We start from the raw sequence: 21,927 nt of genomic DNA, 5'->3' as shown, positions 1-21,927 counted from the left end.
CTACATTTCATATTTATATATCTTCTATATTATTGTTTGTTGCTCTTACATCGTTGAGAGCGTCAGCAAGTTTACGGTCTCTATCTGGATATAAGTGAGCATACGTCCTCCATGTTGTTTCTGGAGATTCATGGCCGAGACGGTCTGCGATTTCTTTTATCGAGAATTTCATATCAATGAGCATACTCGCGTGGGAGTGGCGCAGATCATGAACTCTGATTGCCGGCAGTCCTGATCTCGCAGTTATCCTTTTAAACTCTGCCCACATTCCAGACTTCTGAAAATAGAATATCCGTTCATCTTGCGCTATTGTCATGCTTGCCACGTATTCTTGCAGCTCATCGTACAGCGACTGCGGAATGTTTACGATGCGCTTGCTCTTGTCTGTTTTCGGAGTAAGGAAGTATTGTTCACGCTTCACAACTACAAAGTTTTTAGTAATTGAGATAGATCTGTCTGGCAAAATATCTTCCGGAGTTAACGCAAGGACCTCTGCGGATCGAAGACCGCCATAGAACATAAGACTGAAAGCCATTCTGTATGCGCTCTTTTTCTCAAAAGTCAAGAAATAATCAAATTGCTCTCTTGTCCAGATCTTCATTTCATCCGCATTGCTTTTCCCGATGCTGCCGGCCGCATGACAGGGATTACTTCGGAGCTTATAGTATTTTACTGCGTAATTCATTATAGCAGACATCTGATTGTTTATGGTCTTCAGATAAGTCTGCGCATAGGGCTTACCGTTTTCATCCCGATAGTTTAACATAGCATCCTGCCATCTGTGGATCACGATCGGCGTTATGTCTCCGATTTTCATGTCCTTAAAAAATGGCATCAATTTCAGATCGATCAGATATTGCTTGTTCTCCAGAGTAGTAAGTTTCAGACGGGAACTGCAGTCTGACATGTAGTTTTTTACCAGTGCAGAAAAAAGGATATCAGGATCCTTTGCTCCTTGGGCAAGAAAATCTCGTTCCCACTCTACCGCATCCTTTTTTGTAGAAAATCCGCGTTTGCACTTGTGTTTCTTATTTCCAAGCCAGTCCTCGTAATAGAAGTTCGCATACCACTTTGTCTTTCCATCTTTCGTAAAATACTTGTACGCCGGCATCATAACCTCCATGATTCAAGATTGTGTTTGACAAATATTTCAAACCTTCGTATAATATACTTAACAAGAGAACCGTTGGTCAGCGTACACCTGACCGCCGGCATCAGTTAAAGCAAAAAATAGCGCCTTACTTTTGCAGAGCAGGGGCGCTATTTTTTATGCATGATATTAACAACAAGAGTTATGACCGCACAAAGCATAATTACAAAAGCAAACAGATCGCTATATGTAACCATCAGCACCAGCCTCCTTTCGCAATAGCGTCCGGCGGCTGACATAACACCCCAACGGTTCCCCGATTAAATATACTATTCTGTTTTTTCTTCCATTTCCTCCATCATTCCCAAGAAGATACGTTTCCCCTTCTTTGAGAGCTGGCGATAGCGCAGGATGATGTCCTGCTCGTCTTCTGAGGCAATAGCACAGCTATATTCGGAATTACCTGTAAGGTAATCAATAGAGGTGTCAAGGGCTTTAGAGAGGCTTGCAGCGGTATCAATACCTGGCATGATCTTTCCGGCAAGTATTTCACAGCAAGTTTCATCTGTAAGGTTTGAGCGCCCAATCAGATCAGGAAGGCTCATCTGCAACTGAGCCATGCGGGATTTGATTTTCGTGGGAACTTCGGAAGTCTCAGCCGGATCGGTAGCAGAGTATCTGGAAGCGGTCCTGCCAAGAATGTAATCCGCCGGAACCCCAAAGAATGCAGCACAGCGGTTCACCAGTGCAGTTGATGGCTGCGTATATCCTCTTTCGATATTCGATATTATCTGGGCAGAAAACCCAGTTGCTTTTCCAAGTTCGGACTGAAGCATACCTGCCTCATTTCTGAGAAGTTTAATGCGTTTCCCCACAGTCATAATCAAGCCTCTTTCTACAAAATCAGGAAATTCTAATCTGTATTTTTATAATTTCCTATCTACTCTGTTATTACTCGTTGTAAAAAGAAATAGAGATACTAGTATATTTATAAGAATCTTTCATTAGAGATATTTTTTCATAAGCAGCAGTAGGAGTATCCCATTCTGTTTTAGGCATTCCAAAAGTTGTTTTTATCGGATGTCCATCACCGTATTTTGAAGATAAGTCTTCTATAATATTGTTGTATATTCCAGTGCTTAAATCTAATTCACACCTTCCGCATAGTGAATAACTTTCAATATATCCGTCTGTATTAGTATAGAAAGTAAATAATAAATTATTTAGTCCATAACAAGGAATCATATTTTCTTCAGGTTCAAATTCATAAGTATTAAAGAGTGATGATTCTTGAGTATATGTTGGCTCTCCGAATATATCAAAGATTTCTTTTATGTGAGTGTTTGGTGGAAATTGATTCACATCATAAGCTTCGATAGATAAATTTTCAGATGCAGAAATTTCTGTTTTATCAAGAGTATTATTCGAAGTAATAGCACTACCGTCTTGTGCAAAATCGTCTACCTGTAATTCGCCATTTGTAATCGTGCATGGGGAAGATTCATTACCGAAAAAATATGTACCACTTCCGTCAACAAATCCAGTTTCTATATTTTCAGTAAATGTTCCTTCGATATATGCTCCGGATGCCAGATAGTATATCGTTCCGGTTCCATTGATATAATTATCAGCAAATGTTCCTTCATATTTTATTCCATTTGCCCAGTATAGAGTTCCGATGCCGTCTCGTAGTCCATTCTTAAACTCTCCAGTATATGTGGTTGAATCTGATTGCACCATTAAACCTTTTCCATTCATATAGTCATTCACATATGTAGCTACAGATACTTGTCCTATATCGAATATAGTAGTTCCGATACCATTAAAGTGTCCATCTTCCCATTCACCGATATATTTCCAGTTTTGTCCATCATCATTAGAAGTTGTGAACATACCGATGCCATCTGGGACACCGTTTTTTAATCCGCCTGAATAAACGCCTGTACGATTCCCATAATCAAAAGAAATAGTTAATGATTGCTCGTCAACATAAGAAAGTTCACTATTCGCATTGCTTGCCAGTACATTGAAAGGAAGTGAAAAAGCAAAACATAGAGGTAAAAGTGCAAAATTCTTTTTCATAACTCATTTCCCTTTCCGGCTTCGGTACCACTCGAAGCCTATTATTTTGCCTGCTTGAGCCGTTCTGCTGCAACGGATTCCTGCTCATAGCGTTTTAAGTATCCTTTTATTTCACCGCGAAACTCTATCTGTGCATCTCGCGGAAGTTTGTGGATCAATGATAACCATTCAGAGTCTGCTTTCCTATCTATTGTTTCAAAACCACATACGATACCGGGAAAAAAATGTGATAAAGATCCATATAAATCCTCCTGCAATACATTTTGATCTCTATAGTCGCGATACAGTAATACTAGTAGGTATTCTTCAATATTCAATCTAAGACCTGGAGAAATGGCACCTGGTATAACCCAATATTCAGGAAGAATATTAAAATAATCTGATAACTGCTCGTAGTAGTTTACATAAGTGGAATCCAAACCGGACATCCAACCAGCTATAGTATTGTCTTCTACCCCAAGAAATTGTGCAAGATCAGAGATAGAAGTATTGTTGACAGTCAGCTGATACGCAAATTTTTCCGAAAATGTTGTCAGCACATCTTCGTCTTCAGGAGTTCCAAGTAGTGTAGAAACTGTAGTTCCTAGATATTCAGCGATTGCTGAAACGACAGAAGCGCTAGGAATAGTACCTCTCTTATTCCAGTCAACAAAAGAGTTCTTACTTAAATGTAAATCTGTTAAAAGCTTATTTTTACTTATTTTTTTTGATTTTAATAAATCTGTTACATTATTAACGAATTCATTCATAACGTCCACCAAAAATCATGCAAATGCTGAAAAAATATATTGACATTCAGCGTTTGCGGTATTATTATACAAGTGTAGATACAACAAGTTATACAGCGGCGGCAACCGCTGATTACGCCACAGAAAGGAGAGCACATGAAAAACGAAAATGAGTCAATCTATAAAAGGCGGAAGCTACTGATTGACAGAATTTCGTCAAATTTTGTATCGCTCATCATATAGGCTCCTAAAAGTGGAGCGGTATCTATATTTTAAAAGATTTTTCAACAAATGTAAACACAAATTATAGAGAGGAGTGGTCTTGTGAAACGCTTACTCAGCGAATGGTGCAGAGAAACCAAAAAAGCAATGATCGATCAGGATATGACGATGAACGATCTTGTATCTGAGGTCGGTTACAGTCGGGCCTATGTATCCGGTGTAGTTAACGGAAGAATAAACCATCCGGATGTCGCCGAAGCCATCAGCAAATACTTGCACATTACAGTTCCATATACTTGTGCATGAATCAATTATACCGTTAATAGAAGGAGAGAAAAATGTCGAAAATTGCTACGAAAGCAGCTGACAATATGTTCTGTCAGGCACGCTATGCTGCTGCAAAGTTCAACGAACGGCTCAGCAGTAGAGAAGGCGCCGCAGAGGAGCTCGGAGTAGACCGTACAAGGCTCGCGAGAATTGAGTTGGGAAGCACAATACCATATCAGGAAGAGGTGCTTCTGATGGCAGATTGTTACAAGGCTCCGGAGCTAAAAGGCAACTATTGCCGGGAGATGTGTCCGCTTGGAAAGAATATGCCGAAGATTGAGAACGAGGGGCTGGATCGCATCAGTTTGAGAATGGTATCGTCACTCAGAAAAATCAATGAAGCGAAAGAGACACTTTTGGATATTACGACTGACGGCATCATCAGTGACGAGGAAAAGCCCGATCTTGAAAAGATAATCAAGACTTTAGATGAGGTGAACGAACTCACTCAGAACCTGAAAAACTGGATTGCAAGAAATTTGGAATGAGGTGCTGGTTATGGCAGAAGGAATTATTAAAAAGCTTACAGCGGCGGAACGTTCTTATTATACCGCAGCAGAGGTAAGGGTACTCATGGGTGTATCAAGAGATACGGCATATCGAATGATCCGTTCTCTGAGATCAGATCTGATAGCAGATGGAAAGCTTGCAAAAGGGTATCCAACTGGGAAAATCCCAAAGAAAGTATTTAACCAGATGTACATGATTGACTGAAAGGAGATGAAGTGATTTGGCTTTTTACAGAACCTGTCCGGACTGCGGCGCACATCTTGATCCGGGAGAACAGTGTACCTGCCATGATGAAGATGTGATCCGGCGGCAGGAAAAAGAGAAAGCGGAGCAGCGCATCATGAAAATGATAAAAGAAGAAAGGAACGGTCAGCTTCGGTTGGCGGTGTAGGAGGTAAAAATGCTTACGGCAAAAGATTTAGAAAAATATCACCGAGCCGGTGAACGGATTCTTAATGCTTTGGATAACAGTCCACTTCCAATAAGCTGGCATGAGATGGACAGAATGGCATTGCAGAGTGTAATCGCAAAAGAGCTGATTCTGATGGAAAGAGAGGAGAAACATGGACTATAAGTTTATTGCAGAGGACTCAAAGACAAAGGTGTATCTGTCTCTCGTGCGTGAATTCAATGAAGCGGAGTATGAGAAATACTATCTCCGTAAAAAAAGAGAAAAGATGAGAAAAAGGATTCTTATGATTGCAAGAATTGCGAAGTACACTCTTCCAGTTCTTGTAACAATTATTCTCTATCTTACGATCTCGCAGAGACTGTATCTGAAAAGAGGAAGCTATGCTATCGGATCAGAGTTCCTATTTACAGGAATCGTCGGAATTGGAACTTATTTATTTCTGGATTGGCTTATAGGAGGTGATGAAAATTAAAAAGGTCTTGGATATCAAATGGAAAGCAGAGTGTAGACGGCACTTGCATTCCTGTCCAAGACCAATGTCAGAACTTAAAAAAACAGGTTTGAAGCCCTTGGTTTTTTAAAGTCACCGTCATTCTAACACAAGAAAGCGAGGAATGCAAATATGAAAATGATAAAAATTACAACTCAGAATGAAATTTTTGTTCTGGATTTTCCAGAGGGTAACCGAAGCGAGCAGAACAAGATTTTGCGCAATCATATCGGACCGGAATGCGAATATCTTGAGCACGTGATGGCGAGACGGCTGTATGGGGTTCTAGGTGCTTCAAATCGGGTAACATCTGCTCCGGGAGAGTGTGTCAGTATGCTGATCGATGAAGAAGGATTGCTTCATAAGTTGCCGGTAAATCCTACGGGATCCTACTTATATATGACAGATATTCATGGATGCCCGATTGTCGGAAATATTTTGATTATCGGTGAAGTTTATACTGGAGACGGAATAGATTTTTGCGGTATGTCAGATGACCAGTTCAATCGGCTGTATCCGAAACTGAAAAAAATTTTGGAAGGATGATAGAAAATGTGCAGTTTATGTTTGCAGAGCCCCTGCCATCCGAGATGCCCGAATACATCAGAGCCTAAACCGGTACTGTATTGTCGGAAGTGCAGAAAAGGAATGTGCGTCGGCGATAAACATTATGACGGTATCTGTAAGGAGTGCCTTGACGATATGTGCGCAGATGAATGGCTTGAGCTGTTTGAAGAAAGCATGGAAATGATAGAGGAGGAATGAGCGTGTCAGATTTAGTACCTGTACAGGTGAAAGGAAATGTAGGAACGATCGATGATAATCTGGATCTTGTAGAGATCTCGATCCGTGAGAAAGTAGCTGAGTATAGCGCAGTAGTAGTGACGGAGGACGGTGTAAAAGACGGAAAAAGATTTCTGGCGGATATCCGGAAAGAAAAGAAAGCGCTTGATGACGAACGGAAATCTATCAAAAGACAGTGGATGGCTCCGTACGAAGAGTTTGAGAAAAGGGCGAATCAGATCATTGCACTTTATGATGAACCAGTAAAAATCATCAATGATCAGCTCAATGAATTTGAGAAGCAGCGCAGGGAAATGAAACGTCAGGAGATAGAAGCCGCTTATGATTTTGTGAAAGGTAATCTCGCAGACTGGCTTCCATTGGATAGAATCTACAATCCAAAGTGGGAAAACGCCACTTATTCCTCGAAAAAAGTGCGTGAGGAGATGGAGCTGATTTTTGATCAGATGAAGGTATCTATTTCAACGATAAAGTCGATGAAATCAGAGTTTGAGGCAGATGCTCTTCGTGTATTGAAAGAAACAGGCAGTCTGCAGAATGCTATTGCGGAAATCAACGAGCTGCAGAAACAGAAAGAGCGCTTCATGGAACGAGCAAGGCAGGAAGCGGAGCGTGAGCGTCTGGAAAAGGAACGGGCGGAGAAAGAACAGGAAGAAAAGACAGCGGCATTGCAGAATGCAGAAGAAAAAACGGTGGGGCCAGAAACTAATGAAAAATCAGAAGTATTAGCATTTGATATCACAGAGGAAATACATGAACCACTGGAACCGTTTGCTCCAGAGAAGATCCTGACCGTAATGGTGAAGATAGGTGAGAATGATATAGGTATGTTGAGAGAGTTTTTGGACATGGCAAATCTGGAATATGAGGTGATGGAATGAGTAGTGCGGATAAATCGCTAAAATTCAGGGCATTAGAGCCGGATGAGGTGGAATGCAGAATATCAACAATCAGTAATAAGGGGTTGGCACTGCTGCTTTATAAGGATGCGAGAGTCGATCAGAACGTTCTTGATGAAACCGTCGGTGTGTTGAATTGGAAACGCGAGCATCAGATGATCGGTGATCGTCTCTATTGTACCGTTTCAGTGTGGGATCCTCAGAAAAATCAGTGGATCTCAAAACAGGATGTCGGAACTGAATCATACACAGAAAAGGAGAAAGGACAGGCTTCGGATAGTTTTAAGCGGGCTTGTTTTAATATCGGGATTGGTAGGGAACTATATACAGCGCCGTTCATATGGATAAACTCCGGAGACTGTGAAATATCAGAAAAAAACGGAAAAAAGGTCTGCTACGATAAATTTATCGTAAAAAAAATGAAAGTCACAAGCGGTAGAATATCGGAGCTTGAAATCTGGAATAGCCGACTGAATCGGATGGTATATAAATTTTCGGTATCTAATAAAGCCCATAATAACAGCTCTGGCGGTCAAAATAATGAGGGCAAGGGAAATAATGATCCGAGACCGGAAAACCGCTCAGAGGGCAATACACAGCCTCAGGGCATATACGACGAGCAGGCAAATGCTGAAATGATGGAGCAGGTGAATAAAGCATTGATCGATAGTATGAAAATAAATGTTATTAAAGAGACGATCCGGAAAAAGGGGCTGTCCGAATCATCCATTCTCGGGCATTACAAATTAAATGCTTTTGAGAGTATGACGATGGCACACTGGACAAATGCCATGCAGTTGCTTGAACGATATCCAGATAAGGAAGGAAGACGGTAATGAATCTGACAGGGAAGATCGTTGGGATGTCAATCAATTTTCTTACAAAGAAATTTGAACTGACTGTAGCGGTAAATGAGGAAGATAACCTTACGGCCAGATATGAGGAATTGAAAAATGAAGAACTGCTTGATATCAGAATTAAAAAATATCGGGCGCGCAGGAGCTTAGATGCAAACGCATACTTTCATGTTCTTGTAGATAAGCTTGCCGATAAGCTCAGAATCTCAAAACCACGGTGTAAGAATATCATGATTGGCAGATACGGCCAGCCCTTTTACATAGATGATAGTGAGACAGCAGAGGCTGTAATCAAGACGAATATCCCTGTCGCAAAAATGCTTGAAAATGAAAGCGTTCACTGTATGCCATGCGGTCAGAAAGTTGAAGACGGAAAAGAACTTGTTTTTTATAAGGTCTTCCGTGGGAGCAGTACATACGACACAAAGGAAATGAGCATTTTGATCGATGGTACTGTATCCGAATGTAAAGACTTCGGAATAGAGACTCTGCCACCGGACGAGCTTGCGAGGATGATCAATAGATGGAAAGTATAATACAACAGGAAAAACAGTGTTTAGTCTGCCACTGTACCAGAGGACTTCATAAGCATCATGTGTTCTATGGTCCGCTGCGGCGAATATCCGAGAAAGAAGGTTTTACGGTATGGCTTTGTGCACGGCATCATAACATGAGTAATTCTGGAGTTCATTTTGATCGTGAACTTGATCTTGAGATTAAGCGTTTGGGACAGCACGTATATGAGCAGACACACAGTAGAGAGGAATTTATAAAGCTCATAGGTAAAAATTATCTTTGAGCAGAAAGGAATGGATATGAATAAAGTAATTTTGTTGGGACGGCTGACTCGTGATCCGGAGGTAAGATATTCTGCAGGTCCAGATTCTATGGCAATTGCAAGATATACGCTTGCGGTCGATCGCCGTAACAGAGACTCTGAGAATCAAAGTGCAGATTTTATAAACTGCATAGCCTTCAGGCAGAAAGCAGAGTTTGCTGAGAAATATTTACGGCAAGGAACGAAAATTGTGATAGTTGGACGTATTCAGACTGGCAGCTACACAAACAGAGAGGGACGAAAAATCTATACAACAGATGTCGTGATTGATGAGCAGGAATTTGCAGAAAGTAAGTCCCATAATCAGCAGGAAAGTAGTCAGAACAATGAACAGCCTTGTCCGTATCCGCAAGTGTCTGGAGATGGGTTTGTGAATATCCCAGACAATCTGGATGAGGATCTTCCGTTTATGTAGGAGGTATACGATGGAATATGGTTTTGATGTAATAGTAAACGTGTCTTCAATCAAAGGTCAGATGTATGATTTTTTGACTGAAAAAATAAGGAAAGGAGAATCTGTTACTGATATCGTTGAGGCGTTTGATTTTGTTCTTCAACTCCTTGATGACAATGAAAGATGATAGACCATTTTGCCAACATCGGCAAAATGGTTGTGAGGAAAGCAGGTGGTCGTCGTGGGACGTGGAGCCCCGAACAAAAAAGGACTGGTCTTCTTTCCGAAAATGGTGGATTTTTACGAAGATGATAGGATCTTCGATTTACTGGACCGGTATGGTCCACTGGGTGTGACCGTGTATGACTGTATACTCTGTATCGTATACAAACACGGATACTACGCAGAGATCCCCTTGGATAAGCTATCGCGCATGATCGTAAAAATGATCGGGAACAAGTGGGTGAAGAATAAAAAGGCTGTCGAGCAAGTGGTGCACTTTTGCTCTGAGATAGGTCTCATTGACGATGACCTCATGACGAAAAACATCATCACCTCTGTTGGAATTCAAAAACGCTTTCACAAGATAGCGGTGAAGCTGATGAAAAGACAGCTCTATGATGAAAAGTATTGGCTCCTCAGAAACGAGGAAAACGAGGAGCCTTTATTAAATGCACCCATAAATAGACTTTCTTCGGAAGAAAAACGAATTTCTTCCGAAGAAAATCCACACTCTTCGGAAATAAGTACACTGAAAGAAAAAGAAAATAAAGAATATATATGTACGGCTGCGCCGGACAAACCGTTTGATAATCCTGAGCTTGAGAAGGAGTTTCAGTTTTTCCTTTTAGTCAGAAAACATAACGGTGCAGATTTGCTTCCGAAGCAGATAACTCTTTTAAGAGAAGAGCTTTGGAATATTGCTGATAATGATCCAGAGCGTATTGAGATAGCAAAGAAAGCAGCATCAGGTAACTGGACGAGCTTTTATCCGATCAGGAAGCATGCAGCAGGAGGACGGTCTGTGAAGAAAAAGAATCAGTTCAATAACTTCGAGCAGCGCAAGTATGATTATAGTCAACTCGAACAGCAATTGATTCAGGCTCAGGAAAGAAAGGATTATTGATGGCAAACGAAGAAATACAGAAAAGTTTTCTGAAAGTATTTCAGGAAATGTGTTATAGCCGATCGGTGTGGCAGGTATGGGCGGACCTTATGTCTGCAATAGCATGTAGTCTTGCAAATGCGGTGGACAAAAGAGAAAAGGTGTGGACTGCAAGGGAAAAAGAATACGCAGAGTGCATAGAGCGTCTTGGCGGAGTGGAAAAGCCATCACAGTGTTTCGCAATAATTGTCGAAGCACTTGACCAGAATCCGGAACAGGACTTTCTTGGAAAGCTATATATGAGCCTCGAATTGGGAAATCACTGGAAGGGACAATTTTTTACGCCATACAACGTATGCGAATGCATGGCAGGCCTCACGATCAATGACAATTTGCAGACACTGGAAAACAGAGAATGGATATCGGTCAATGATCCTGCCTGCGGAGCAGGAGCGACGCTTGTTGCAGTAGCGAACATATTCCGCAGAAAAAAGATTAACTACCAGACACGGGTACTGTTTACGGCGAACGACATAGATCGGGTGGTTGCTCAGATGTGTTACATACAGCTTTCGCTTCTTGGGTGTGCGGGTTGGGTAGCTGTTGCGAACACCATTTCAAATCCGGTTTGCGGCAATCCATTGATGCCGGATGAAAGGCCTGGGCAGGAATTCTGGTACACCCCATTTTACTTCAGGGAAGAGTGGAGCATGAGACGGCAGCTCCAGATCTTCCAGAACCAGTTCGGAGGAGTGTTCACGCCGAGGGATGAAGCAAGGATTGGGAAAATTACTTTTTATTTTGATTTTGAGAAAGGGGAATACAAATGTCAGAACAGTTAAAACAGGAATTGGGTGTTGCTGAAAATGACCGTTTAGAAGCTGAAACAGCCATTGACAGTAAAAACATAGGGGAACGGAAAAAAGAGGCAGTAGAGGGCAAAATAGAAGCCCAGAAAGGCAATGAATCAAATGTAAAGCAGAGAGCAAGAGAAAAACTGGAAGCTGAAATGGAGAAAGCAAATAGCCCGGAAGAAAAGAACCATGTCAACTCAATTATTCCGTATTTGATTAAACGATGCGAAGAAGATATCAGCATGGCAGAAGATGTTTTACAAGAATGCAAGACGTGGGCTAAATGCTATAAGTACATTACTTCTAAGATTTTTGAATGGATGGATAAAAACAAAGTTGCAAAAAGAGGCCACGTAAGCTTGGCTTTTGAGGATCATGTGATCTATGAATGGGCGGAGGACTACTACCACAAAAAAGAGGAAAAACCGGCTCCGGCAAAGAATGCAGGAGGCAAGAAAACCAGTGATAAAAAACAGGCAACAGCTAAAAAGGCTGTTCCGTCAACTGAAAAAGGCGTTCCAACAATTAAAGAAACAATTGGAAAAGTCAATTCAACAACAAAAAAAGATGATACAACAATTGAAAAATTTCAGACATCCAAAAAAGATGTTGCCAATAAGCAGCAGAAAAAGGAAAAAACAAATACCAAAAGCAGTGAAATATCTGGCCAGATGTCATTATTTGATTTTCTGTAGGAGGTGGCAGCATGGAGAAGAGAAAATTATCGCAGATTCCAAGAGAGGAAGCCACCGACGAAATGGTCAGATTTTCGGAGAGAGCTGCAGGCACTCACATTGTTACTTCAAGAGAGATAGAAAAAGATCTCTTGATGCTGACGTTCTATGCGATCAAGGATTTAAAAAAAGGAGAGAGGGGAGCACAGCTTCGGACGTTCTTCTCAAAGAATGATTACATAACCCAAGATTTGACTACTGAAAAGATAAAATGGCTGACAGCTGCTTATGACAGAATGGATTGCATCAGTCTCTATGAGCACCACTGGGATTACAGCAAGCATACAGGATCATGGATACCAAATATGTTCTTCTGGACAGATGCAGATATTGATTGTATGCGGAACTTTTTCAAGGAATGGAGCACAGAGAAGGAGGTAAGGGATTGGACGGCAGTTGAACGCTTTCAGGATATGGTCAGAAAGAGGAGACTGGATGCAAGACATGCAAAAGAAACCAACCCTATTGATGCAGTTATGGAAACGGTCAAAGAAATCCCGGATGGATTTAAAAAATGGGTATTTGAAAAGGCGATGTCATTCAGCCGATATCTGATTTACTCGCCAAGATCGAAAAAAGAGGCTCTGGCACGCTGCACTCACTGCAACGGAATCACACTGATAGACAGAAATAAAGTACGTCTGAGAAATAATGAAAAGGGGACATGTCCGCTGTGTGGAAGCCCAGTAACGATTAAAGCACACGGACGTATGCCGGTTCATATGTGGGATAAAAGAGTGGTTTCCTTTATTGAGCCGAGGGACGAAGGATTTTTGTGGAGATATTTCGATGCAAGCCGTGAAGTAAAACAAGATGGAAAGACGGAAGACAGGCTTTATGAGATTGTACGAACATTCTACAAATTTGCTCCGAATGGAACGCCTTGCACCAGTAGCTACGAGTACCGAGAATATAAGCAGACTGGAATTGTACGGTGGTGTACGGATGAAGGATTCAGATCAAGTTCGTATTGCACCTTGTATCCTGAAAATCTGCCGGAAGCATGGAAGGATACACCTATGAAATATTCGGCGCTGGAGATTTTATCAGCGAATAAACCGACCGAACAGATACATTACGCAAAAGCAATTCGTAGATACAAGGATTTTCCGCAGTTGGAGTGGCTTATAAAAATGGGATTATACAATCTTGCGGCATACGTGTTAAATGAGCATGGAGACGGAGCATTTGAAAACAGACGGATTGGTGTCAGGGGATTACGCAAGAATGGAAAAAATGTATTTGACATCCTTGGACTCACAAAAGAGAACACCAGAATAATGCAAAGCCTTGATGGGAATATAGATGAATTGAGATTGTTGCAGGAGGCGCAAGGCTCCGGATATAACCTGAAAGCGGATGATTTGAAGCGGTTTTATAAGATTTTTGGATGCAATACAACGCTGATCCGGAAGGAGAACAGAAGGTCAACCATTCACAAAATATGCAGATACATTGAACGTGAAGGGGCAGAGTACCGTGTTGGAGAGAATAGCCATTGTTGGCGTTATTCCTATATGCAGCATAGAGAAAGACCTGATATCCGAGAAGAAAGACTTCAGAATTGTGCAAGGGACTGGCTAGATTATCTTGGATGGTGTAAAGCACTGAAATATGATCTCAACAATATGTTCTTCTATTTTCCTAAAAATTTCAAGAAAGTACATGATCGGACAGCGGCTGAGTATCAGGCATTACAAGACAAAAAAGCTGCGGAGGCGAAACGTAGGGAAGAGCAAAGAATAAAGCGTGAATCAGAGGTTATGAAAAAGCTTCTGGCGGAAATGCTCAAAGAGAATACAGGAATAGAAAACGCATTCCAAATAAAGGGGAAAGGTCTCATCCTGAGAGTCCCAAGAGATGCGCAGGAAATTAAGAATGAAGGAGCTGCCCTGCACCATTGTGTTGGAACATATGTTGATCGAGTGGCAAAAGGACTAACACATATATTTTTTATTCGCAAAGAGAAGGAACCAGATACTCCGTATTTCACAATGGAATACAACCATGGACGTGTGATCCAGTGCAGGGGAAGCCACAACTGCGGTATGCCTCCGGCCGTAAAAGCATTTGTGAATGCTTTTGAACAGAAGATGAAAGATCAGGCAGCAAAAATAGAAAGGAAGTGTGGATAATGGCGAAGCAGACTATCAAGAGTATCCGTAAAGGAAGTGTTCAGTGGAATGAGGAAGATCGTTTGCAGATGGTCTCTATGCTGGCAAAGGCAGGATACGCAGTGCAGATTGTCAGAAAAGAAATTTCGTCTGGAGAGAATCGAAAATCCCCTCAGTACGAGTATGTAATCGAATATGGAGAGAAGGTGGAAGGATGAGATTTATAAAACGGAAGCCGATTGTCAAATCGCAAATATATTTGAAATATGGTTTTGTTCGTACTGAGGAGAAAGCGTGTTATTGTCCAAAATGTGGGAACATATTAAATGCCGGACCAAATTATCAGCCAAAGTATTGCAGTGAGTGTGGACAGAAGATTAACTTTTCAAAAATGATATGGGGAGAAGAAAAGGCATTAGGATACGTGGAGGGAACAGAGCATGAATCGATCAAAGATAAGGTGGTGTGATCACACATTTAATATCATAACAGGTTGTCAGTATGGCTGTTCATATTGTTATGCAGCGCAGATGGCTCTCAGATTTTGCGGAAATGTCAAACAGAATTTGGCTCAGAAACACAAGTATCGAATGGATGGAGATTTATTCATTCTGGATAAACCATTTTTGAGCGAAGATGGATATCAGATTATATATCCATTTGGATTTAAGCCTACTCTTCATAGATACAGATATGACATATTGGACAAGCTGAAGCAAGGGCAAAACATATTGGTCGGAGCAATGGCAGATTTGTTCGGAGAATGGGTATCAGATTACTGGATTAAAGACATTTTTGAAATTTGTGAAAAGAAATCGCAGCACAACTACATGTTTCTTACTAAAAATCCAGAAAGGTATACAAAATACGGTGTTCCAGACAAGGAAAATATGTGGTATGGGACAACGATAACGAACGATGAAGATGTGAAACGTATTCATCAGCTTCCCAGCAGACAGAACACCTTCGTTACTGTCGAACCAATACTTGAGAATATAAATATAGCCCTGGCAGATGTGAAATGGATTATTGTCGGCGCTGAAACGGGGTATAGAGCAGGAAGGATAATTCCAGAGTTTGACTGGATCCGAAAAATTGTAGATGAGGCAGATCGTAAAGGAATACCGATATTTATGCAAGACAGTCTCATTGGAATTGTTGGAGAAGAAAATATGCGGAGAGAATTGCCAGTACAGCTACAGATACACAAGCGAAGCGAAAAAGTGAATGCAAGATTACAGGGCAATTGCATGTTGTGTGGGATTAAGGAAGATAAAAACCAGATGGTTACTTTGAGCGGAAAAACTATCCGAAGAGGGAAAACGATAGCTTTTGGGCACATGTGCCATTCTTGTTTCAAACAGTGGCTGAATGATCACAACATACCTGTTCCGGCTCTGGAAGGGCTGTATGAAGAAAATAGCAAAGGAGATGAATAGAGTGGCAAAGAGAAGTTGTAGAAGATCTGTTGATGAAAACAGAATTCATGATAAAGCGGTCAAAATGAGAAAGATGACAGATCAACAGCTTGTGGATTATGTTGAGAATCGTGTTGCGAAAGCGCATAGCGAAGGTGTGAATAAAGGAAAAGCGAGAGCTTTTGCTCAGAACGGAAAAGGCGCAAAAGAATTTATAGCCTATCTCCAGATGTCTAAAATCCCTGGAATTGGAGCGGTAACGATCAATAAGCTCGTAAAAGTAGCAGAGGAAAATGGATACTTATAAAATCAAATATTCAAACAGAGTTGTTACCGTACTCTGGGAAAGGAATGAAGATGAAAGTACAGAAATATGAGATTGCAAGAGTTATTGACAAGCTGAAAAGTATTGTTCAGAAGAATGATCAGTGTCCGGCTCTGGGCGGTGTTCTTGTGAAGGACGGGTATTTAATCGCATCCAACGCAGACATCACAATGAAGGTCAAATTAGAGGCCTCTGAAGGCAATTATTTTATTATACCAATGAAAGCCTTTGACCTGATTAAGAACCTTCCGGACGGAGAGGTAGATATCAGTGAAATAGACCATAATGTAATCCAGATCAAGACAAGAGGCATTAAAAATAAGTACCAAAGCTATCCTCCGGAAGAATTTATTTTTGATATTACAGAGGATCCGGAAGCAGAAGGGGTGAAGCTGAATGGTAAAAAGATCATGGAGGCTATTAGGCATGTTATTTATGCTGCGGCCGATGGTGGTTCAAATACGCAGATGACAGGAATCTACTTTGAAGGAACAAGCAGTGGAGTCTCACTTGTAGCACTAGACGGACATGTAGTCGCGGTGGATTCTGTTCCGGGAGAGGGAATGGCTGATATGAAGCTGATTGTTCCGAAAACAACCGCAAAGAAACTGATTTCTATGGGTGTAATTGATGACGTGACACTTACATATACCAAAAACAGTGTAGTTTTTGAATCTGATGAATATTCCATTTATACCAGACTGATTGAGGGAAAATATTTTCAGTACCAGAAGATGTTTACTGTTGGAGAAATCAATACATGTGCATCACGCACTGCTCTGATTGGAGCAATGACCAGAGCGAAGATGTGTACGGAGGAAAAACAGCCGGCAGTATTTCAAATTGAAGGCGATGTCCTAAGCATTAGCATTCGGGATAAACTGGCAGATTATCAGGAACAGGTACCGCTTCAGGAAACCGTATACAAATCCATACGGTTAGGATTTGATTCTAAACTGGTTCTGGAAACATTAAAGGCTTTTACCTGCGACAACATAACACTTGGATTTACCAGTCCAAGAACACCGATGATAGTGGAGGCAGAGGATAGCGACATGAAAGCTATGGTGCTTCCGGTAGTAATAAGGGAGGAAAAACATGATTGAGATTGTAGCGGTAAAAAATATTGAAGATGCAACACAGGAGGAACTTGCTGATCTTCAGCGGAAGGGTTTTCTTCTGAAAGCAGAATCAAAAAGATCATCTGAAAGATCTCTCAGTCCATACGAAAGGACCAGAGCGCAAGTGATCGCTACGGGGAACAAATGGGCGATGGAAAATTTTATTGCTACGCATAACTGAAAGGAGGGGGAAAATTGAAATTATATAAAGCAGTGCATGAGAGGGAAAATAAATGCAAGGGGCTGCATAAAGAAATGAACATGAAAGCAGGACCGACAAGACTGGTGCAGCCGGAATTTTATCTGTTGGTCGATGTTGATGAGATTCAGAAACAGATGAATACTTTGGAGAATAAAGTGCGTCGGATGGAAAGAGTGGAAGCAAGGAGGAAATGGTGTTATGGAAGAATGTAATAAGAATATGGATTTTGGTAACAGAGAGCCTGATGTAGAGAAGTTCGTTGTTTACTATGATAATGGCGAGCAAAGAGTCATTGATAAAGGATTCTTTTGTGAGATGAAAGAGGAAGAGGGCGCCTGTGTTCTGAGTTTTATAATGTCACACGTATCAGGAAGAGAGCTGGAACACATTGTTTTTGGATGCGTGGAACTTGGTGTGAAGTTAGGTATGTTTGGTGAAAAAGAGGGGAATGAAAGTGAGTAGTCAAAAAGAAATCGGTGTGAAAAAGGACTGCTTTGCATACAAGGAAAAGGACTACGCAGGAAAGATACAGAGCACCTGCGTAGCTCTGAAAGAACTGTATTGTCAGAAAGAGCAGTGTAAGTTTTATAAGTGCAGAGAGGAGATGCTTAATGGTTGACGTAATCATAAATATAGCGATTGGCATAGTAGCTATGCTTGGGATATGCGCGATAGCGCCGACCGCGTTGATCGCATGGCTGTACTGGATGGAAAGGAAGAATGATGATGAGTGAAGAAAAAACATTAAAAGAAAAAATTACTGCGATATCAGAACACTACAGCAAAGTGTGCCAAATCAAGAAAACACAGGAAGAACTGTGTGAACTATTTACAGAAATTTCCGCAGGTATGAAGATCAATGATAGCATTGTCCTTCCTGATAACACATGGTCTGAGGTCGCAGATGTGATCATCATGTGCGCACAGATAGCAATGCAACATGGAAAGACGGACAAGGTGCGTCAGGAGATAGAGTACAAGGTAGATCGGCAGATCAGAAGGATGAGGAACGATGGACGAAAAGAAAGTTAGAGAGGCGATAGAAGCAGTGAAATGCTTTCCGGAATGGAATAGAGATGATCGGTGGATGAATCCTCAAATGATGGAAGGTTTGGTAGATACCATAATCGAAGCATTGGAGAAGCAGCTGCCAAAGAAGCCACGAACAAGCAAAGCCTACTACGGATGTCCAGATTGCACAACTATACGCAGTCTAAGACAGAAGCATAATTACTGTCAAGATTGTGGTCAAAAATTAGATTGGAGTGAGTGATATGAGAGAAAACCTTTTTAAAGCGAAGAGAAAAGACAATGGCGAATGGGTGGAAGGTTTTGTATTTGGGTTTAATCGAAAAATTTACATTACAGAAATGACACAAACTTTTATGACGACCTATTACACAGAAGAAAGCGTTGTAGATTTTAATATGAGAGCCTATGAAATCGATCCCGACACCCTCTGCAAGTACACCAGACTTACCGACAAAAACAAAAAGAAGATTTGGGAGAATGATATTTTGATAGGCCGTGGAAACGAAGATGATTTGGTCAGAGTTGTATTTGGAGAATTTAATGTAATCGATGCCGAGACATTAAAAGTTGTTGATAGAGTTATCGGATGGCACACAGAAGTGATTGAAACAGATGCGTTGAGCAAATGCGAACCATTTTGCCTTCCGATGCCATTGACGGATTCCTACATCAACCGAAGTGAGTATGAAGTAACCGGAAACATTTTTGATAATTCAGAGTTATTGGAGGAATAAAGATGAGATATACAGAACGTCACGGCGGTATCGCCGTGATCAAAGACAAAACAAATCACAAAGAAGTAATGGAACGTCTGGCAAGGTTCGAGGAGTGCGCAGGTTTGGAGGAGAAGATTTGCGATGAATATTGCAGGTTTCCAAGAGAATTAAAAGGAGATGACTTAATAGAACAGTGCCGTATGTGCGATATGATTTCGCTGTTTGATTTATTGCAGGAGACAGAAGTAAATAACTCAGAGCAGGAAGCACAGGCTATGGGAGCAGGCGAGATGAAGATTGCGATCGCGCAGAAGCTTGAAGAGGTGCGTGCGGATATTGTGAATATCAGGCACATGCTGATTACGGAGGACACGGCGCTCGATCAGGCGATCCTCGGATGGAAGAAAGAGCAACTGGAAAAGTGGGCAATATTTCTTGAGGATTTGATGTCTGCCGGAGTGAAGAAGTCTGTCGGGAAGGACTGGAAGCAGAACATGATGCAGAGATTTAAGAGGGTGGAGTGATGAAGAAATACGAAGTTTATGGTCACGCAAATGTGATATGCAGCATGACAGTATATGCAAACAGTGAAAAAGAAGCAATAGAAAAAGCCAATGAGGAATTTGGCTCTTTAACAAATTACGTTGGTATGGGTGGTACTGCACACATGCTGGGAGTATGCAATAGCAGTGCCGACAGATGTGTTTTACCGGATACGGATCCGGAATTTGACGATTGCAAAGAGGTGTGACGAATGAAGGTACCTAAAGAAATAGCAAGCAAAGCAGAAAGATATGAGGAATTAAAAAAAGAAACGGATAAACTCTATGAAGAGCTGGAAGAATTTGCAAACGAACATGGGTTTGAGGATTTTTGGATAGAAGGTTTTGGCGTATCTCAAGAACCTGAAGGTGAAGAACAACTGGACGGAGAATATTGCGACCAAAGCATGCGTTGGGAAGGTTCCGGCGATGGAACATATTACTATCCGATTGAAGGAAGTACGCAATATTTTTGGGTAGCATATTCATTTTGATTGGAGGTGAGATTGTGAACGTAATAGAGAGGATTTTGGAAGAGATAGAAGAAGAGATTAAATTTGCAGAGAGTATGATGGTGGAAAAACCATGTAATAAGTTGGATAAAATTACAAATGATACAGCAGAAGCATTTATTGGCGCATATAAAGAATGCAGTAAAATTATCCGTTCCCACATAGAACACTTGCCAAATGTTGACGCAGAGGAAAAATCTATTCTCTGCACAGTCGGCGAGGATGGCGTATTGTCAGAATATGACGACACATACGACGTTGTCATTCATTGCACAAGCAAAGAAGATCAGGAACAGACGGTAAAGTGTATTAAGGATTCTAATTGGATTCCGGTCAGTGAGCGGCTGCCGGAACCGTATGAAACAGTTTTAGTCTCTGCAAAAATGAAAAATGATACCGAATATTTCGTGTACGAAGCAATAAAGACGTCGAGTATGTGGCTATTGGCAGGTGTTGTGAATAGCATAGACTATGAAGTTGTTGCATGGAAACCTCTTCCAGAACCATATCGCCCGACGGAAGGATAAGCGTATCATAGGAGTGTGGGGATCAATGTACAGTAGATGTCAGAAATGCGGAAGAAAACTTACAGATTTAGATAGTATTAAGAGAGGGTATGGACCAGAATGTTGGGAGACAATTATAGGTAAAGAGAGAAATTCATGCTCTAATCTTCCAGATGATTATGAAGTTCCTGGACAGATATCTCTATTTGACTATGAAAATATTATACAGGAGGATAAGAAAAATGGATAAAAGCTTATACAATGCAAGTGGATGTATGGACAAAACTGCGCATGATGCTATTTGCGCTGCGGATAACAAGAAGACACAGGTATCAAGAGCTGACTGGACAGGCAGAGATGCGGATGCGGATATGTTCGTGAAGATGGTTAAGCGTCTTGCAAAAGGATTTAGGTTCAAGCTTTATGATCGGATTCGGTTTGAGGATTCGGAAACAGGAAAAAAGTATTTGTGAGGTGCGGTATGGATGAAAAAGTACAATTTATTGCATTGACTAAGGAGGAAATAGCAGCAATGATTCGGGATGCGGCACTGGTCGGAGCACAAGTTGCATCTGATGCAATGTTGGTCGGGCAAAGAAAGAAGGAAAAGGAACGGATAGACCGGCGCCTTCATAACACCGATCTGCTTCTGAGAAACTACAGGACATTGAAGGCGAGCTGTGAAAATGCTGTTTACGAATCAAATGAAGGAGAAGTTTCGGAAGTTCTGGAAGATATTATGAGTATGAAAAATGATAAGGTCATAGTGGAATCTATTCGTACATCCGCAAAAAGAACAGCTCTAATGGTGCAGCACATTGATAAGATGTTTGAAGTGTATCGGGTATATTGTAGTAAGATATCTGAAAGAGATAAGAGGAGATACAAGATAATAAAAGCCTTATACATAGCAAAGACACCTATGACAATTGCAGAAATTTCTAAAAAATTTTCGATAAGCAAAGTAACGGTATACGAAGATATCAAAATCGCGAAAGAGCGCCTATCTTCGCTGTTTTTCGGAATCGACGGGATGAAATTATTTTAAATAATATATAATATCTATATCCGTTAACTTAACATTGACTTAATA

41 protein-coding genes are annotated in these 21,927 nt (G+C 41.1%); 37 read left to right on the top strand and 4 right to left on the bottom strand.

The window, feature by feature from the left end:
• Positions 1 to 13 precede the first annotated feature (13 nt).
• From QOX44_RS08955 to QOX44_RS08940, 4 genes are all read right to left on the bottom strand, one after another.
• Positions 14 to 1,111: a site-specific integrase gene (locus QOX44_RS08955; protein ID WP_283682748.1), complete on the bottom strand. Its 1,098-nt coding sequence runs from the start codon at positions 1,109 to 1,111 to the stop codon at positions 14 to 16.
• Positions 1,112 to 1,419: 308 nt separating this feature from the next.
• Entirely contained in the window at positions 1,420 to 1,971 is a 552-nt protein-coding gene (locus QOX44_RS08950) for a helix-turn-helix transcriptional regulator (RefSeq protein ID WP_283682747.1), read from the bottom strand.
• A gap of 70 nt (positions 1,972 to 2,041) precedes the next feature.
• Positions 2,042 to 3,172, bottom strand: a complete 1,131-nt coding sequence (locus QOX44_RS08945; protein ID WP_283682746.1) for an MORN repeat-containing protein — start codon at positions 3,170 to 3,172, stop codon at positions 2,042 to 2,044.
• A gap of 41 nt (positions 3,173 to 3,213) precedes the next feature.
• Positions 3,214 to 3,921 (bottom strand): helix-turn-helix domain-containing protein, encoded by a 708-nt coding sequence (locus QOX44_RS08940; RefSeq protein ID WP_283682745.1) that lies wholly within the window; start codon positions 3,919 to 3,921, stop codon positions 3,214 to 3,216.
• A gap of 303 nt (positions 3,922 to 4,224) precedes the next feature.
• Between QOX44_RS08940 and QOX44_RS08935 the strand changes: the two genes are divergently transcribed.
• The 37 genes from QOX44_RS08935 (at position 4,225) to QOX44_RS08755 (ending at position 21,882) form a co-directional block, all read left to right on the top strand.
• Positions 4,225 to 4,428 (top strand): helix-turn-helix domain-containing protein, encoded by a 204-nt coding sequence (locus QOX44_RS08935; RefSeq protein WP_283682744.1) that lies wholly within the window; start codon positions 4,225 to 4,227, stop codon positions 4,426 to 4,428.
• A 32-nt stretch (positions 4,429 to 4,460) separates the two neighbouring features.
• Positions 4,461 to 4,937 (top strand): XRE family transcriptional regulator, encoded by a 477-nt coding sequence (locus QOX44_RS08930; protein ID WP_283682743.1) that lies wholly within the window; start codon positions 4,461 to 4,463, stop codon positions 4,935 to 4,937.
• Positions 4,938 to 4,947: 10 nt separating this feature from the next.
• Positions 4,948 to 5,163 carry an ICEBs1 excisionase gene (locus QOX44_RS08925; RefSeq protein ID WP_283682742.1) on the top strand — a complete coding sequence of 72 codons (216 nt, stop codon included), beginning with the start codon at positions 4,948 to 4,950 and terminating at the stop codon, positions 5,161 to 5,163.
• A gap of 16 nt (positions 5,164 to 5,179) precedes the next feature.
• Positions 5,180 to 5,350 carry a hypothetical protein gene (locus QOX44_RS08920; RefSeq protein ID WP_283682741.1) on the top strand — a complete coding sequence of 57 codons (171 nt, stop codon included), beginning with the start codon at positions 5,180 to 5,182 and terminating at the stop codon, positions 5,348 to 5,350.
• A 9-nt stretch (positions 5,351 to 5,359) separates the two neighbouring features.
• Positions 5,360 to 5,533, top strand: a complete 174-nt coding sequence (locus QOX44_RS08915) for a hypothetical protein (RefSeq protein ID WP_283682739.1) — start codon at positions 5,360 to 5,362, stop codon at positions 5,531 to 5,533.
• The gene (locus QOX44_RS08910) at positions 5,523 to 5,843 is read left to right on the top strand and encodes a hypothetical protein (RefSeq protein WP_283682738.1); all 321 of its coding nucleotides are present in this window, start codon (positions 5,523 to 5,525) and stop codon (positions 5,841 to 5,843) included. The genes QOX44_RS08915 and QOX44_RS08910 overlap by 11 nt, the downstream gene beginning before the upstream one ends.
• A 150-nt stretch (positions 5,844 to 5,993) precedes the next feature.
• Positions 5,994 to 6,407: a DUF3846 domain-containing protein gene (locus tag QOX44_RS08905; RefSeq protein WP_283682737.1), complete on the top strand. Its 414-nt coding sequence runs from the start codon at positions 5,994 to 5,996 to the stop codon at positions 6,405 to 6,407.
• Positions 6,408 to 6,413: 6 nt separating this feature from the next.
• Complete coding sequence (locus QOX44_RS08900; protein ID WP_283682736.1) at positions 6,414 to 6,626, top strand: hypothetical protein; 213 nt, start codon at positions 6,414 to 6,416, stop codon at positions 6,624 to 6,626.
• Positions 6,627 to 6,628: 2 nt separating this feature from the next.
• Positions 6,629 to 7,546 (top strand): DUF1351 domain-containing protein, encoded by a 918-nt coding sequence (locus tag QOX44_RS08895; RefSeq protein ID WP_283682735.1) that lies wholly within the window; start codon positions 6,629 to 6,631, stop codon positions 7,544 to 7,546.
• Positions 7,543 to 8,400 carry a hypothetical protein gene (locus tag QOX44_RS08890; RefSeq protein ID WP_283682734.1) on the top strand — a complete coding sequence of 286 codons (858 nt, stop codon included), beginning with the start codon at positions 7,543 to 7,545 and terminating at the stop codon, positions 8,398 to 8,400. The genes QOX44_RS08895 and QOX44_RS08890 overlap by 4 nt, the downstream gene beginning before the upstream one ends.
• Positions 8,400 to 8,957 carry a hypothetical protein gene (locus tag QOX44_RS08885; protein ID WP_283682733.1) on the top strand — a complete coding sequence of 186 codons (558 nt, stop codon included), beginning with the start codon at positions 8,400 to 8,402 and terminating at the stop codon, positions 8,955 to 8,957. The genes QOX44_RS08890 and QOX44_RS08885 overlap by 1 nt, the downstream gene beginning before the upstream one ends.
• Positions 8,958 to 9,236: 279 nt before the next feature.
• Positions 9,237 to 9,674: a single-stranded DNA-binding protein gene (locus tag QOX44_RS08880; RefSeq protein ID WP_283682731.1), complete on the top strand. Its 438-nt coding sequence runs from the start codon at positions 9,237 to 9,239 to the stop codon at positions 9,672 to 9,674.
• A gap of 10 nt (positions 9,675 to 9,684) precedes the next feature.
• Positions 9,685 to 9,840 carry a hypothetical protein gene (locus QOX44_RS08875; RefSeq protein ID WP_283682730.1) on the top strand — a complete coding sequence of 52 codons (156 nt, stop codon included), beginning with the start codon at positions 9,685 to 9,687 and terminating at the stop codon, positions 9,838 to 9,840.
• A 102-nt stretch (positions 9,841 to 9,942) separates the two neighbouring features.
• Positions 9,943 to 10,779 carry a DUF4373 domain-containing protein gene (locus QOX44_RS08870; protein WP_283682860.1) on the top strand — a complete coding sequence of 279 codons (837 nt, stop codon included), beginning with the start codon at positions 9,943 to 9,945 and terminating at the stop codon, positions 10,777 to 10,779.
• An 89-nt stretch (positions 10,780 to 10,868) separates the two neighbouring features.
• Positions 10,869 to 11,600 (top strand): N-6 DNA methylase, encoded by a 732-nt coding sequence (locus QOX44_RS08865; protein ID WP_283682729.1) that lies wholly within the window; start codon positions 10,869 to 10,871, stop codon positions 11,598 to 11,600.
• Positions 11,585 to 12,307 carry a Cas9 inhibitor AcrIIA9 family protein gene (locus QOX44_RS08860; RefSeq protein ID WP_283682728.1) on the top strand — a complete coding sequence of 241 codons (723 nt, stop codon included), beginning with the start codon at positions 11,585 to 11,587 and terminating at the stop codon, positions 12,305 to 12,307. Before QOX44_RS08865 ends, QOX44_RS08860 begins: the two co-directional genes overlap by 16 nt.
• An 11-nt stretch (positions 12,308 to 12,318) precedes the next feature.
• A complete protein-coding gene (locus QOX44_RS08855; RefSeq protein ID WP_283682727.1) occupies positions 12,319 to 14,481 on the top strand; it encodes a PcfJ domain-containing protein in 2,163 nt (720 codons plus the stop codon).
• Complete coding sequence (locus QOX44_RS08850; RefSeq protein ID WP_283682726.1) at positions 14,481 to 14,678, top strand: hypothetical protein; 198 nt, start codon at positions 14,481 to 14,483, stop codon at positions 14,676 to 14,678. Before QOX44_RS08855 ends, QOX44_RS08850 begins: the two co-directional genes overlap by 1 nt.
• Positions 14,675 to 14,929, top strand: coding sequence for a hypothetical protein (locus QOX44_RS08845; protein ID WP_283682724.1), 255 nt, complete (start codon positions 14,675 to 14,677; stop codon positions 14,927 to 14,929). The genes QOX44_RS08850 and QOX44_RS08845 overlap by 4 nt, the downstream gene beginning before the upstream one ends.
• Positions 14,901 to 15,899, top strand: a complete 999-nt coding sequence (locus tag QOX44_RS08840; protein ID WP_283682723.1) for a DUF5131 family protein — start codon at positions 14,901 to 14,903, stop codon at positions 15,897 to 15,899. Before QOX44_RS08845 ends, QOX44_RS08840 begins: the two co-directional genes overlap by 29 nt.
• Complete coding sequence (locus QOX44_RS08835; RefSeq protein WP_283682721.1) at positions 15,871 to 16,185, top strand: hypothetical protein; 315 nt, start codon at positions 15,871 to 15,873, stop codon at positions 16,183 to 16,185. The genes QOX44_RS08840 and QOX44_RS08835 overlap by 29 nt, the downstream gene beginning before the upstream one ends.
• Positions 16,186 to 16,235: 50 nt before the next feature.
• Positions 16,236 to 17,309, top strand: a complete 1,074-nt coding sequence (locus QOX44_RS08830) for a DNA polymerase III subunit beta (protein WP_283682720.1) — start codon at positions 16,236 to 16,238, stop codon at positions 17,307 to 17,309.
• Positions 17,302 to 17,505, top strand: a complete 204-nt coding sequence (locus QOX44_RS08825; protein WP_283682719.1) for a hypothetical protein — start codon at positions 17,302 to 17,304, stop codon at positions 17,503 to 17,505. The genes QOX44_RS08830 and QOX44_RS08825 overlap by 8 nt, the downstream gene beginning before the upstream one ends.
• A 14-nt stretch (positions 17,506 to 17,519) precedes the next feature.
• Positions 17,520 to 17,738: a hypothetical protein gene (locus QOX44_RS08820; protein ID WP_283682718.1), complete on the top strand. Its 219-nt coding sequence runs from the start codon at positions 17,520 to 17,522 to the stop codon at positions 17,736 to 17,738.
• The gene (locus QOX44_RS08815) at positions 17,725 to 17,988 is read left to right on the top strand and encodes a hypothetical protein (protein ID WP_283682717.1); all 264 of its coding nucleotides are present in this window, start codon (positions 17,725 to 17,727) and stop codon (positions 17,986 to 17,988) included. Before QOX44_RS08820 ends, QOX44_RS08815 begins: the two co-directional genes overlap by 14 nt.
• The gene (locus QOX44_RS08810; RefSeq protein WP_283682716.1) at positions 17,981 to 18,145 is read left to right on the top strand and encodes a hypothetical protein; all 165 of its coding nucleotides are present in this window, start codon (positions 17,981 to 17,983) and stop codon (positions 18,143 to 18,145) included. Before QOX44_RS08815 ends, QOX44_RS08810 begins: the two co-directional genes overlap by 8 nt.
• On the top strand, positions 18,138 to 18,260 hold the full coding sequence (locus QOX44_RS08805; protein WP_283682715.1) for a hypothetical protein: 123 nt from the start codon (positions 18,138 to 18,140) through the stop codon (positions 18,258 to 18,260). The genes QOX44_RS08810 and QOX44_RS08805 overlap by 8 nt, the downstream gene beginning before the upstream one ends.
• Positions 18,253 to 18,558 carry a hypothetical protein gene (locus QOX44_RS08800; RefSeq protein WP_283682714.1) on the top strand — a complete coding sequence of 102 codons (306 nt, stop codon included), beginning with the start codon at positions 18,253 to 18,255 and terminating at the stop codon, positions 18,556 to 18,558. The genes QOX44_RS08805 and QOX44_RS08800 overlap by 8 nt, the downstream gene beginning before the upstream one ends.
• On the top strand, positions 18,539 to 18,799 hold the full coding sequence (locus QOX44_RS08795; RefSeq protein WP_283682712.1) for a hypothetical protein: 261 nt from the start codon (positions 18,539 to 18,541) through the stop codon (positions 18,797 to 18,799). Before QOX44_RS08800 ends, QOX44_RS08795 begins: the two co-directional genes overlap by 20 nt.
• Position 18,800: 1 nt before the next feature.
• Positions 18,801 to 19,292: a YopX family protein gene (locus QOX44_RS08790; RefSeq protein WP_283682711.1), complete on the top strand. Its 492-nt coding sequence runs from the start codon at positions 18,801 to 18,803 to the stop codon at positions 19,290 to 19,292.
• 2 nt (positions 19,293 to 19,294) lie between these two features.
• Positions 19,295 to 19,798: a hypothetical protein gene (locus QOX44_RS08785; protein WP_283682710.1), complete on the top strand. Its 504-nt coding sequence runs from the start codon at positions 19,295 to 19,297 to the stop codon at positions 19,796 to 19,798.
• Positions 19,798 to 20,025, top strand: coding sequence for a hypothetical protein (locus QOX44_RS08780; protein WP_283682709.1), 228 nt, complete (start codon positions 19,798 to 19,800; stop codon positions 20,023 to 20,025). The genes QOX44_RS08785 and QOX44_RS08780 overlap by 1 nt, the downstream gene beginning before the upstream one ends.
• 3 nt (positions 20,026 to 20,028) lie before the next feature.
• Positions 20,029 to 20,310 (top strand): hypothetical protein, encoded by a 282-nt coding sequence (locus QOX44_RS08775; protein WP_283682708.1) that lies wholly within the window; start codon positions 20,029 to 20,031, stop codon positions 20,308 to 20,310.
• A 14-nt stretch (positions 20,311 to 20,324) separates the two neighbouring features.
• A complete protein-coding gene (locus QOX44_RS08770) occupies positions 20,325 to 20,855 on the top strand; it encodes a DUF551 domain-containing protein (protein WP_283682706.1) in 531 nt (176 codons plus the stop codon).
• Between the two features lie 25 nt (positions 20,856 to 20,880).
• Complete coding sequence (locus QOX44_RS08765) at positions 20,881 to 21,084, top strand: DUF6011 domain-containing protein (RefSeq protein ID WP_283682705.1); 204 nt, start codon at positions 20,881 to 20,883, stop codon at positions 21,082 to 21,084.
• Entirely contained in the window at positions 21,077 to 21,307 is a 231-nt protein-coding gene (locus tag QOX44_RS08760; protein WP_283682704.1) for a hypothetical protein, read from the top strand. The genes QOX44_RS08765 and QOX44_RS08760 overlap by 8 nt, the downstream gene beginning before the upstream one ends.
• Before the next feature lie 8 nt (positions 21,308 to 21,315).
• On the top strand, positions 21,316 to 21,882 hold the full coding sequence (locus tag QOX44_RS08755; RefSeq protein WP_283682703.1) for a helix-turn-helix domain-containing protein: 567 nt from the start codon (positions 21,316 to 21,318) through the stop codon (positions 21,880 to 21,882).
• Positions 21,883 to 21,927: the final 45 nt, after the last annotated feature.

Origin of the sequence: Parablautia sp. Marseille-Q6255, from assembly GCF_951230155.1 — a bacterium.
Classification (GTDB): domain Bacteria; phylum Bacillota; class Clostridia; order Lachnospirales; family Lachnospiraceae; genus Choladousia.
This window is presented reverse-complemented; position numbering and strand designations above follow the sequence as displayed.